The sequence below is a fragment of the Thermoclostridium stercorarium subsp. stercorarium DSM 8532 genome, assembly GCF_000331995.1.
Lineage (GTDB): Bacteria > Bacillota > Clostridia > DSM-8532 > DSM-8532 > Thermoclostridium > Thermoclostridium stercorarium.
On the sequence record NC_020134.1, the window covers coordinates 2,383,181 to 2,395,796 of the forward strand.

The 12,616-nt window shown below is 43.7% G+C and carries 11 protein-coding genes; 5 read left to right on the forward strand and 6 right to left on the reverse strand.

Translation table 11 applies throughout. From position 1 onward, the window contains the following. Nucleotides 1-161 precede the first annotated feature (161 nt). From CST_RS10275 to CST_RS10290, 4 genes are all read right to left on the reverse strand, one after another. Complete coding sequence (locus tag CST_RS10275) at nt 162-2,516, reverse strand: glycoside hydrolase family 94 protein (protein WP_015359837.1); 2,355 nt, start codon at nt 2,514-2,516, stop codon at nt 162-164. 142 nt (nt 2,517-2,658) lie between these two features. Continuing rightward, nucleotides 2,659-3,291: an HD domain-containing protein gene (locus tag CST_RS10280; RefSeq protein ID WP_015485112.1), complete on the reverse strand. Its 633-nt coding sequence runs from the start codon at nt 3,289-3,291 to the stop codon at nt 2,659-2,661. 55 nt (nt 3,292-3,346) lie between these two features. Continuing rightward, entirely contained in the window at nt 3,347-4,162 is an 816-nt protein-coding gene (locus CST_RS10285; protein WP_015359839.1) for a methyltransferase domain-containing protein, read from the reverse strand. Between the two features lie 71 nt (nt 4,163-4,233). Then, on the reverse strand, nt 4,234-5,475 hold the full coding sequence (locus tag CST_RS10290; protein ID WP_015359840.1) for an adenosylhomocysteinase: 1,242 nt from the start codon (nt 5,473-5,475) through the stop codon (nt 4,234-4,236). 312 nt (nt 5,476-5,787) lie between these two features. On the opposite strand from CST_RS10290, the gene CST_RS10295 reads away from it, so the two are divergent. Both CST_RS10295 and CST_RS10300 read left to right on the forward strand, forming a co-directional pair. After that, nucleotides 5,788-6,543: a threonine/serine exporter family protein gene (locus tag CST_RS10295; protein WP_015359841.1), complete on the forward strand. Its 756-nt coding sequence runs from the start codon at nt 5,788-5,790 to the stop codon at nt 6,541-6,543. A 12-nt stretch (nt 6,544-6,555) separates the two neighbouring features. Beyond that, nucleotides 6,556-7,002 carry a threonine/serine exporter family protein gene (locus CST_RS10300; RefSeq protein ID WP_015359842.1) on the forward strand — a complete coding sequence of 149 codons (447 nt, stop codon included), beginning with the start codon at nt 6,556-6,558 and terminating at the stop codon, nt 7,000-7,002. On the opposite strand, the gene CST_RS10305 is transcribed toward CST_RS10300, so the two are convergent. After that, nucleotides 6,991-7,818, reverse strand: a complete 828-nt coding sequence (locus CST_RS10305; protein ID WP_015359843.1) for a purine-nucleoside phosphorylase — start codon at nt 7,816-7,818, stop codon at nt 6,991-6,993. The two genes, CST_RS10300 and CST_RS10305, sit on opposite strands and share 12 nt — an antisense overlap. Before the next feature lie 270 nt (nt 7,819-8,088). On the opposite strand from CST_RS10305, the gene argJ reads away from it, so the two are divergent. The 3 genes from argJ to CST_RS10320 all read left to right on the forward strand — a co-directional run bounded on the left by argJ (nt 8,089) and on the right by CST_RS10320 (nt 10,835). After that, complete coding sequence (argJ, locus tag CST_RS10310; RefSeq protein ID WP_015359845.1) at nt 8,089-9,276, forward strand: bifunctional glutamate N-acetyltransferase/amino-acid acetyltransferase ArgJ; 1,188 nt, start codon at nt 8,089-8,091, stop codon at nt 9,274-9,276. 236 nt (nt 9,277-9,512) lie between these two features. Further along, nucleotides 9,513-9,995, forward strand: a complete 483-nt coding sequence (locus tag CST_RS10315; protein ID WP_015359846.1) for a chemotaxis protein CheW — start codon at nt 9,513-9,515, stop codon at nt 9,993-9,995. A 111-nt stretch (nt 9,996-10,106) separates the two neighbouring features. Next, nucleotides 10,107-10,835 (forward strand): hypothetical protein, encoded by a 729-nt coding sequence (locus CST_RS10320; protein WP_015359847.1) that lies wholly within the window; start codon nt 10,107-10,109, stop codon nt 10,833-10,835. On the opposite strand, the gene CST_RS10325 is transcribed toward CST_RS10320, so the two are convergent. Then, nucleotides 10,824-12,596, reverse strand: coding sequence for a sensor domain-containing diguanylate cyclase (locus tag CST_RS10325; protein ID WP_169316003.1), 1,773 nt, complete (start codon nt 12,594-12,596; stop codon nt 10,824-10,826). The two genes, CST_RS10320 and CST_RS10325, sit on opposite strands and share 12 nt — an antisense overlap. Nucleotides 12,597-12,616: the final 20 nt, after the last annotated feature.

Sequence of the window (12,616 nt, forward strand, 5' to 3'; positions counted from 1 at the left end):
ATTTTCAGTGAAAAAAAGCATAGCCGCAACCTGAAGTTGTGAACTATGCTTTTTTAATTTGTTTTGCAGCGGGTTGCCAGTTACGTTTGATTAGACGCATATACTGGTAAAAAGTTCCCGCTGATGAACTTATATGTTTAAATATTTTTACTTTTTTACAATCATCCCATTATAACAACACATTCACAAACCGTTCCTGCAGGTTTTACGGGTATTTTGTCGGTTTCAACTCCGTCTACGACAATTTTTTTCACACCTCTGCTTACGCCTTCAGGATTTCTTACTTCGATATTGTAAACACAACCCCGGAAAATTCTTCTCACTTTAAAACCTTTCCAGTCAGGCGGAATGCACGGATCCACCGTCAGGCCGTCGTATTCCGGTCTTATTCCCAAAATATACTGGCTTACCGCAACCATATTCCATGCTGCAGTGCCTGTAAGCCACGAATTACGGCCTATTCCGAACTGCGGATGCTCTTTTCCGAGTATATTCTGGCAGTACACGTAAGGTTCCACTTCAAGCAAATCGGCGTCGTCATTGCGCGTTAACGGGAGTATCTGCCTGTAGTACTGATAAGCCCGCCTTCCGTTGCCCATCATACATTCGGCAATCATTACCCATGGGTTGGTATGGGCAAAAATACCGCCGTTTTCCTTCGCCCCCGGCGGGTATGTGGTCATGCCCCCTATTTTCGGATTATATTCCGGATATGCCGGATATACTTTAACTATCCCGTACTTCGTGTTCAGGTGCCGATAAACCGACTCGAGGCATTTCTTAGCGTATTCTTCGGGCGCAACCATGCTAAGAACCGCCCATGACTGGCTGTTAATGAAAATTTTCCCGTATCTGTTTTTACCCGAACCAAGGACATTACCCTCATCGTCAAATGCCCTTATGTACCATTCTCCGTCCCAGCACCATTCATTTATGGCTTTTTTCATTTCATCATACCAATACCTGTATTTTGTCGCCAAATCCTTTTGTCCGGTATATTCGGCCATCTGAATCATTTCAAGGGCGGCTCTGCAGAAAAGCATTGAAGTAAAAACACTTTCGGCTATTCCGTTTCCCATATCCAGGTTCAGGGTATCGTTCCAGTCGGCTCTGCCTATAAGGGCAAGGCCGTGCGGTCCGCGGTGGTTGTATGTGAATTCCATGGCCCTGTTGAGATGCTCCCATACGGTACCTTCGGTTTTATTGTCGTTATACGGCACAACACTTTCCAAAAAATCGAAATTCGCCGTTTCCTTCAGATATGCGTTTGCGGCGATGGGCAGCCACAGATGATCATCGGAATACCAGTCAAATTTCACAACTGGGGCGTCACCGATCCCGCCTTCGCCTGTCAAAGGGAAAAACAGATGATAAACACGCCCGTCGGTATACTGGCAGTGAATTAACCGTTTAATAAGCCCGCCTGCCAGCTCGGGTATTGAATGCATAACGCCGAGCGTGTCCTGGGCGCTGTCCCTGATCCCTATTCCCCTTCCCAGCCCCAGCTGGTACATCGATACAAATCTTGACCAGTTGAAGGTTATTTTGCACTGATACTGATTCCATGTGTTAACAAAGAGATTGGTTTCCCGATCGGGGGTTTCAATCTGCAGTTTGTCCAGATATTCCTCCCAGGAGTCCTTTAGCCTTTTTAGAGCTTCTTTTGCATATTCCACGTTAAGGTAATCGCGGATTTCGTCCCTTATTGTACTCTTGTTTTCGGTAAAGCCCAAAATAAATATAATTTCCCGCTCTTCCCCCGGTTTTAAATTTACGTCGATGCAAAACGCACCGACACCGTTCATTCTGTAAGACACGGAATTGGAACATGCCCCTGTTTCCACGGCGATGGGGTTAGATTCGCAGCGGTATCTTCCGATAAACGCCTCAAGATTGGTATCAAAACTGTTTATTTCGGCATTTGTGGCAAAGAATGCGCATGCGTCCTTAAAATGATGCGGATGCCACGTTATAAGCCTGTCTTCATACCTTCCCTGGTTTATCTGCTGAACCCAGTCCACATTCTGCTGATCCATTATGGCATCCCAGAAACAGAATTCGGCGTAACTGAAGACCTGAAGGTTTCTTTCAACATGGCAGAGGTTTCTGATTTGTACAAGCCAGATTTCAAAGTCCCTGTCATCGGGTACAAAATAGGTCACATCGGCTGCAATGCCCTTGTACTCCCCTTCGAGAACAGTATAACCCATTCCATGCCTGCACCTGTAAGAGTCGAGTTTTCTCTGCACGGGCTGATAGCCGGGATTCCAGTATTCGCCCGTCAGCCTGTCGCGGACGTAAATATACCTGCCCGGCCTGTCGGTGGGGAGATTGTTGTATCTGTATCTTGTAATTCTTCTGTTCTGTGGGTCCTTGTGAAAACTGTAGCCGCCTCCGGTGTTTGTAACTATGCCTCCGTATTTCCCGTTGCCTATGTAGTTTATCCATGGTGTCGGAGTATCGGGTCTTGTAATAACATATTCGCGGGCTTTTTCATCAAAATAGCCATACCGCATTTCAATCCCTCCGAACCGAATATATCCTTATGCCCCCTCATGGCACACCGGGTTAAACAGGCTTTTAAACGTTATGGCGCCCGAAGCAGGCCTGTTACCACAAACAAGTTTCTCCCCGGGCACAGCATGATGGGTTTGAATTTCACGAATTTAACAAAGGCATGCATTTTTCCAGGAAATACTTTATGTTCTTTCTTTCCTCCTCCAGAACCTCCCTGGTCACTTCCCCCCGACCCAGTCTGTCACACATTGCAAGCAGCGCAATTTCGTGAACCGGCACTTCCTTTACCATTGTCTCCAAATCGGCCTGTGGCAGGTTTTTTATCACCATAAGAACCTGCATATGCCACCGGACCATTTTTGAAACTTTATATACAAAGTAGCCGTCACAGCCAAAAAAATTCAGAAATTCAGCAGCCAATCTCTCGCCGGCCTTATCGTGGTCATAAGCGGTTATTCTGCCTTTTGTCAGCTTTGTTGTTTCAGGCTTTCCTATGTCATGCAGCAGGCAGGACCACATGAATACCAGCGGGTCGTCGCTTTTCTCCTTTAACAGCGCACCGTTGTCAATCACATTCAGAGTATGGTTCCATACATTACCTTCAGGGTGCCATTTAAGGTTTTGTTCGGTATTCTTAAGGCGGCTCAGAAGAGTAAACGGATACTCATTATTGAAAAAGTCCTGGTCTTCAATTTTTCTGAAATAGGCCGACGGTTTGTCGCCTTCAAGCAAATGTTCGGTAAATTCATAAAAATACCTTTTCAGCATAATCATATCCACGCCTTGATTTTTGGATTCAGTCAACATAGGGTATAATATTCTTCGATATTTATTCTTTTATACCCTGCTGCATCATTTTTACGGCGGTCAGTACAAAAATATCCTTTTTATTGCCATTCGAAGCAGGCAATTTTTCCATGCTGATGTTTCCGAATCCGGCGTCCAGAAGCCACCGCTCAAGCTCGGCAGGATTTATCCCCCTGTGGCGGTCATGCATTTTTTCCTGAAACCCTTCATCTTCATGAGGCAGAAGATCGGCGATAAAAATAATCCCTGATGGCCTGAGTACACGGCTGAATTCCTTTAAAATATTCCTCGGGCTTTCAACATGATGAAGTATCATCGACGCGCAAACCAGATCAATCCTTCCATCCCTGAGCGGTACCTCGCTCTCCTCACATTCAACGGTAAGTATGTTTGTAATTCCCTGAAGCTTTGCTTTCCTGTCCAGCTCGTCCAGCATTGATACCGACATATCCATTGCAATAACTTTCCCGACATGCGAGGCAATGCCTCTGGAAATAAAGCCGTCGCCGCATCCATAGTCCAATACCGTTATATCCTTATTTAAAAGGTTTGAATCTATCAGCTTGTTAACGATTGAATTGTCATACAATCCTGAACTTATTTCCTCCCACCTGTCGGCTATATCCTCAAAAAACTGCCTGGTTTCCTGCTCACTGGCGGAATACATCTTTGAACTTCCGCCGGCAAGCCATTCAATAAGCGCCTTTCTTGAAAAACGCCATTCCCTTCCTATTTTCCTCGCGGGAACATCCTCTTCCCTTAAAAGTTTTATAAAGGTTTTAACACTTACGCCAAACAATTCGGCGGCTTCATCCATGTTCAATATTTCCTTTTCCAACTTACACCGCACCTTTCATTCACTGTCATCCAAGACCTCCGAAATAACAAGGCAGATTCGAACCGCAGGGCTTACCAGCTGTTTATATATCTTCTCTGCTCCTCGGTAAGTTCGTCTATCTTAATTCCCAGGCTTTTAAGCTTCATCATTGCGATTTTTTTATCAATCTCGTACGGTACCTCGAATACCTTTGCTTCAAGCTCCGAATGATGTTCGAGGATATACAGTGCGGCATATGCCTGGACGGCAAAACTCATGTCCATAATCTCGGCAGGATGGCCATCACCGCATGCCAGGTTGACAAGGCGTCCTTCGCCCAAAAGATATAGCCTCCTGCCGTTGTATAATTCATAACAGGTTATGTTTTTTCTTGTTTCGGTGATATTGCGGCTTATTTCCTCCAAATCGGGAATACAAATTTCAACGTTAAAATGTCCCGCGTTACACAAAATTGCGCCGTCCTTCATTCTCTCAAAATGCCTTTTAACTATAACTTTATTGCATCCTGTCACGGTAATAAAAATATCTCCCACTTCCGAGGCTTCATCCATCGTCATCACGCTGAAACCATCCATAACCGCTTCAATGGCCTTAACCGGATCAACTTCGGTGACAATAACCCTGGCACCTAACCCCTTCGCCCTCATGGCAACACCTTTTCCGCACCATCCGTATCCGGCAACTACAACCGTTTTTCCCGCAACTATGAGGTTTGTCGTCCTGTTAATTCCGTCCCATACCGACTGTCCTGTTCCATAGCGGTTGTCAAACAGGTGCTTGCACATGGCGTTATTTACCGCCATCATCGGGAATTTCAGCGTTCCTTCCCTTTCCATTGCCCTGAGGCGTAAAATCCCTGTGGTGGTCTCCTCACAGCCGCCGTAAATGCCGGGAAGCAACTCCTGTTTTCTCGTATGAAGGGCATGGGTCAGATCTCCGCCGTCATCTATTATTATCTGCGGGCCGTGATTAAGGGTTTCATCAATAAAATGATCGTATTCCTCCGGCGTGGCGTTATACCATGAATAAACACTGATACCATCTTCTGCAAGGGCAGCCGCAACGTCGTCCTGTGTGGAAAGGGGGTTACTTCCCGTAACAGCCATTATCGCGCCACCGGCTGCAAGAACTTTTGAAAGATATGCGGTTTTGGCTTCCAGATGAATGGAAAGTGATATCTTTATTCCCTCAAAGGGACGGGTTTTCTTAAATTCCTCTTCTATAGCGCTTAAAATAGGCATATTCCGTTTTGCCCATTCTATTTTCTGCCTGCCGCTCGGGGCAAGGCTTATATCCCTGATTATGCTTTTCATACGCCTGATTCTCCAGTTTCTTAAATTTATTTTTATTTTTGACAACTCATTATATCATTTGTAATCAGTTTAATACAAGACAATTTACAGCTAAATTCAGTCAGCAGACTTTTATTTTCAGTAATCAATCAAGATTTTATCATAAAACACCCTTTCATTCACTTCGGTCTCATTCGGCAGTAATAAAATAAATTCCGGCTTTGCTAAAATGCATAATTTGGAGTCTGAAATTGACAATTAGCCTTATACAGCATTGAAGCTAAATGATATAATTATTTACGCGCGAACAAGACTCACGAAAGAGGTTGGAATATGAAACTCCATGAAGTACTGGAGATAGCCATGGAAGCAGGTGAAATTCTGCTGCGTAACGGCGCTGAAACATACCGGGTTGAGGAGAGCATAACAAGAATTTGCAACGCCTATGGGCATTCCTGTGAAACCATTGTGCTTCCGACGGGTATTTTTTTAACTGTATATTCTTCCGGGCATGAATCCGAAACATCGGTACGCAGAATAAAGGTTCGTACGCTGGACCTAACGAAGATAGACCGCATAAATTCCTTTTCACGAAAAATATCATCTCACCCGTTGCCTTACGAAGAAGCGAAAAAAGAGCTTGAAGAAATAAAGGCTCTGAAATACTATCCCGTACCACTGCAGCTCATTGCGTCAACCGTAGCGTCTTTTGCCTATGCCCTTATTTTCGAGGGTGGTTTAACAGACGGGATTATCGCATTTGCAATAGGCGGGCTGCTTTATTTGCTTAACCTTTTCATGGTGAAATCGGGATATTTCCCGTTTTTGATATATTTCGTAATCGGTTTTTTCAGCGGTTTCATAAGCATGATCTCGGAATTCTTCATTCCAAACAGCAATGCCTATATCATTATAATTTCATCTATTATCATGTTCCTTCCCGGCGTGGCAATGACCAACGGCATCAGGGATCTTCTCGCCATTGATACGATAAGCGGGCTTACCAGGCTGGGTGAAGCATTCCTGACAGTACTGGCCCTTGGAATGGGAGTATGGCTTGCCATTTCGACAGCTCACTATATAATCTGAACGGAGGTTTTTATGAGAGTTTTTCTTTCCTTTTTCGCCACATTATGCCATGCAATATCACTTAACACCGACAGAAAAAACCTGATATGGGCGGGCCTGTCGGGCACTATAGGAATGCTTATCAATGACAGGCTTATGGCCATGTTCCCAAACGCCGCACTGATGGCTGTTTTCCTCGGTACCGCTGCAGTATCGGTTTACAGTGAATTAATGGCCAGAGTAAGAAAAACTCCGGCCACAATATTTCTGATACCCGGTATCATTCCATTGGTTCCCGGAGTTGATGCATACCGCACAATTCAGCTCATCGCCGAAAAAGACTATACCGCCGCAACATCCTACGGCGTAGCTGCTATAGCCAAAGCCTGTCTGATTGCTTTCGGTATTATGACGGTCTCGGCAGTCTTCAGAAAAATAAACCGAGCCAAAAGAACAAGAAAAGAACCGTCAGGGCCATGATTTGACTATTTCGGTGACAAGGGCGGCAAATTTCTCCTCAACCCTTTTTCCGGTTTCAAGAACTTCTTCGTGGTTCAACGGCTGCTCCAATACCCCTGCCGCCATATTTGTTATGCAGGATATTCCCAGCACCTTCATTCCCATATGCCTTGCGACAATTGCTTCCGGAACGGTGGACATTCCCACGGCATCAGCACCGAAATATTTAAGTGCCCTGATTTCCGACGGGGTTTCAAAAGACGGACCTTTCGTATATGCATAAATGCCCCTTCTTATGTCACAGTGAATGCGCATTGCGCATTCCGCAGCCATTTCCAGAAGTTCTCTGTCATACACATGGGACATGTCGGGAAAACGTGGGCCCAATTCATCTATGTTTTCCCCTCTTAAGGGGTTTTCGGCGAACAGACCGATGTGATCCTTAATGAGCATTAAATCTCCCGGCCTGAACTGAGTATTAACCGCACCGGCGGCATTAGTCAATATCAGGTTTTCAATGCCGAGAAGCTTAAATGCGCGTATCGGAAACACTACCTGTTCCATCGTCCATCCTTCATAATAATGAAATCTGCCTTTCATCGCGACTATATCCCTTCCGCCCAGCTCGCCGAAAATTAACCGTCCTTCATGCCCTGCAACCGTAGTCCTGGGAAAATTCGGTATCTCCTCATAAGGTATTTCAATGGCGTTGGACATATACTTTGCCAGGTTTCCAAGCCCTGAACCCAAAACAATGGCGATATACGGGGTTTTGTGAATTTTCTGACGAATATAATCAGATGTCTGTTTCAACGTATTGTAATAATTACTACTCATTAGGGGGCCTCCTCTGTTTAATGAGCGCTTATGCGAACCTGTATATAAAAACACCGACGCTGAAGCGCTTTAGTTGCATTTTTTCATTCACCTGCGCCGGCCTTTTTGCCGGTTCGGCGCAGTATGGGATTAGTCCATGACAATATTAGCCTAATAAACTTTGTTTGTCAACGGTACTGCGAAACTGCCCGGTTATACATTGACGTCCGAACACTATGTGTTGTATAATTATACAAATTTAATGTATTTTTAAACATTATGGAGGTAGGTATGGGTGAAATTAAACTTCCAAAAGGGTTTAAATCAGCAGGAGTAGCCTGCGGAATAAAAAAGGACGGAAAAAAGGACCTGGCGCTGATCCTTTCCGAATCTGAAGCCAATACGGCCGGAGTGTTTACAAAAAACATCGTAAAAGGTCATTCCCTTAAATGGACAATGAAAAACATCAGGGGCAACAAAATAAGGGCAGTTGTTATTAACAGCGGCAACGCCAATGCATGCGTCGGCGAAAAAGGTGATTCTGACGCAGAGCGTATGGCCGATTTAACCGCAAGGCTCGCAAAGTGTGGCAAAGAACAGGTATTGCTTGGTTCCACCGGAGTAATTGGTTTTCCTCTTCCCATGGAGAAAATAGAATCCGGGCTTCAAAAAGCCTTCAGCATGCTCAGCACCAGTCCGCACGACGCAGCATGCGCCATAATGACCACCGATACATATCCGAAAGAGATCTCCTTTGATATAAACCTGTCAGGTAAAAATGTTACCCTGTACGGCATGGCTAAAGGCTCGGGAATGATCCATCCGAATATGGCAACAATGATAGGTGTTTTTCTCACCGACGCCGCAATTTCAAAGGAAATGCTGCAAAAAGCCTTGACGGAAGCTGTAAATAAATCTTTTAACCGCATTTCGGTTGACGGCGATACCAGTGTTTGCGACATGGTAGTCATTCTTGCGAACGGCATGGCTGAAAATGAAGAAATATCATGTGAAAACAACGATTACGCAACTTTTGTAAATGCTTTGGAAAAAGCCGCGGTCATGTTGTCAAAAATGCTTGTTAAAGACGGCGAAGGTGCAACAAAGCTGATTGAAATTCGTGTGGTTAACGCTCCCGACTGTGAAACCGCTCATAAAATCACCAGTTCAATTGCCAAGTCGCCACTTGTAAAAACCGCGATGTTTGGGCAGGATGCAAACTGGGGAAGAATACTTACCGCCGCGGGGTACTCCGGCGCAGATTTCAACCCTGATCTGGTGGATATTCTGATAGGGGATCTTTTGGTATGCCAAAACGGCGTCGGCCTTAATTTTGACGAGGAAAAAGCCCTTGAAATTTTAAAGAAAGATGAAATAAAAATAACAGTGGATTTGAAAATAGGCAGCTCAGAAGACACAATGTGGACGTGTGATTTTTCATACGATTACGTCAGAATAAACGGCTCATACAGAACATAATGCGAGCAGGCGCATCGGTAGTCCTTCCTTTTAAAACTCCGGAAACACCCGAACGTCGTACCCGCGAAACCTCTTAACAAGCGGCGGTTCGGGTGTTTTCTTTAACGCCGGAAGCAAACAGCATTCCAATGCCAGATATTTGTTGCTTATTCCCCCGCTTATTGATAAAATGTTAAAAGAACAATTTTCCGTCGTTTTTTTGCTACCAATTGTAATTTACATAGGGGGTAGAATTTATGGCAATCCGTCAGTTTGTGAAATTTACTGTTGGAGATGCTGAATTTGGTGTGGAAATAAGTCAGGTAAGGGAAATAATAAAACTGCAGGAAATGGTCAAAGTTCCTGACGCCCCTGCTTATATAGAAGGGCTGATGAATCTCCGCGGAAGCGTTCTGACCGTTTACAATCTGAGGAAACGTCTTGGAATGCAGGACAAGGAATTTGACGAAAACTGCAAAATAATCACCGTATACCATAATGATTTACTTGTCGGTTTTACAGTGGATTCTGTCAATGAGATTATACGTATCGATGATGAAAGGATTGAGGATACACCTGCTTCGGTGCCCAACGTTGATCGCAAGTTTATATCAAAGGTTGTAAAACTGGATGAAAACAGGCTGATGATTGTCTTAGACCTGACCAACGTTTTCTCTCCCGACGAAGAGACAGAAATCAGAGAGTTCATCAGCAAAAATGAAAACAAAGTTTTGCAATGAATAAAAAAATTTAAGTCTTATACTTTTTATCGGCAAACATGCATATACTTACACAGGCATATTTTCCTGTAACCGTCGGTGAAGTTGACGGTTGGTCTGTGGGGAGTATTTATGTATGTTTTGGTGTTAACCCGGAAAAAGAGAAAACTTATTTTTCTCCTGCTGTGTGCGGTTTTTGTTTTTGCCGGTATTCTCTCAATTATGGATGCTTTAATTACCGGCGTGGAGATTAATATCGGATACAGGATGTCGTTAAGATTTCCGAAACCCCTTGAAATGTCTTCGGTCTATGCCTCCGAACCGAGCCAGCCGTATATTCAGGCCGGATCGGTTCTGGGGAAAAAACTGAAAACCGAAACCATAAAGCGTCACGGCCTTTCCGAAATAACTTTTCAGTACCCGGAAACCCTAAGGATGGGAGAAATAAGAAACCTGGGTAATGAAATAACTGTTCATCTGAATTTTAAGCATAAAAACAATAAAATGGTTGGTTTTTTTCAGGTCTGGAATCTCAGCATGCCTTTTGAGGAGTTTATTGACAATTCAAAAAAACTGTCATCGATGACTTTTACCGATTTCAACGAATCTCGGCTGAAACTTCACGGAATGAACGGTATAATGTGGGAGTATGTTTACATAACCAGAACCCAGGATATTAAAGGAATAGAAATTTTTATCGGAAACGGTCCGGAAATGTACAGGTTCGCAGCCTTTATACCGAAACACGAATACACCCCCAAGTATAAAAGAATTATAAAGCGTATGGCCAAATCACTTAAAATCAAAAATACCGTAAGCGCAGTTTTACTTATGAACGGAAAACTCCGATCAGACTTTTGAAACCGGACAGGTGTCTGATGATTTGGCCATGGCCACGCGATTCTTTCCCATTGCCTTTGCCATATACAGAGCTTCATCGGCACTGTTCAGAAGATCAATCTCGTTCAGTGCCAGCGTTGGGAAAGTGGAAACACCCATGCTTACTGATACCGATATGGCTGAATTGTCACTTTTATCGCAAACCACAATTTCGGATATTTTCCTGCGAAGTTCTTCGGCTTTTTCATAAGCCGTTTCCTTGTCTGTATGGGGAAGAAGCACAACAAATTCTTCCCCTCCGAAACGCGCGACAACGTCGTCTTTCCTCACGGCTTCCTTTACCGTCAATGCTATCGATTTCAGTATCATGTCACCAAACAGATGCCCGTATGTATCATTATAAACTTTGAAATCATCAACATCGAAAAATATAATCGATACTTCGTATCCTTGCTGCTTCGCACGGGCTATTTCCTCACGCAGCCTCTTCTGGAAATACGACCTGTTATAAACCTGCGTCAGGCTGTCAGTGTTTGCGTATTCCTGCAACTGTTCATACAGTTTTGCGTTTTCAATGGCAATGCTTATATGCTGGGTTATAACCTCAAGCAGCCTTACATTGTCTTCGCTGAATGCGTTCGGAATTGTATGTTCAATAAGTATAAGCCCGTATCCCTTCCCTTTGACCTGTAAAGGCACGCATAAAAGCGATTTAACGTTTCTGCCCTTTGTAAACGGGTACTTTTCAGGTTCCACCGCATTGTCAATTATCGTCCTGCCTTTATCGACACACTCCCTCAACGGAGGCACATTTATATTGTCCGTGAGTATTGCCCGTTCCCTTGGGTTGGAAATATTCGTAACCTGTACCTTCAGCCTGTTCCCTTCCTTGTTGTAAAGTGCTATGTTGGAAGTGGCCACTCCCATGACGCCTATAATAATGTCATTCACAAATTTTAAAAGTTCATCCATGTCAAAAATCGAGCCTATGGCCTGGGAAATCTGCTGCAAAGTAAAAAATTCAGCAAGGCTTGAAGCCAGTTTCTTATTCATATCCTCAAGCTGGTAATTTATTTCTTTCAGCTTTTCAAATTGTTCCTGTTTTTCAAACTTTGCCTGCTCAAGCTGTACATATTTTCTTTTCAGTTCAGCAACCAATTTCTGGTTATCCTTTTCCTTTAACCGGTATAATTCGCTGTGTATCCCAAAAATTCTGAACAACGCAATGAATACGAGAACATAAATAACAAGAAATACGGTATTTAATATATTGAAGCTCTCAAGCTCGGGTATGCGGTTGAGATGAATAAAATCCGCAAACAACAAGGACAGTATCTGAGTTACCAGTGCAAACATCATATAACCCATTGATGTCCCGAAACCATCGGTAATACATACGCTGAATACCGGAACCACGGTGATAAAGCAATATGAAAATCCATGTCTGAGAGTACTTACGAACAATGTAATCAACAGAATATCAATGTACTTCAGAATTTTGTATATTTTACCCGACAGCGGGTTGTTTTTCTTTATATAGTTCAGTTTCAACAAGCTAGTTGTAATCAATGCTGCATACAGCGCCACCTGAAGGACAATCTTGCCGTAGCTGGATGCGGCAGCGTTTTCGACACATCCTGCATACACATCTGACAGAACTAATAAAGGTACAGCCACCCATAGAAAGTTTCTGATAACTTTCTCATATCTGGTGAATTCAACCGGTAAATTGCTTATCATCCGGTATTTCCTTTTTAACACCCGTATTTCTCCCAATTTCATCAAATTATATATTTTACCTT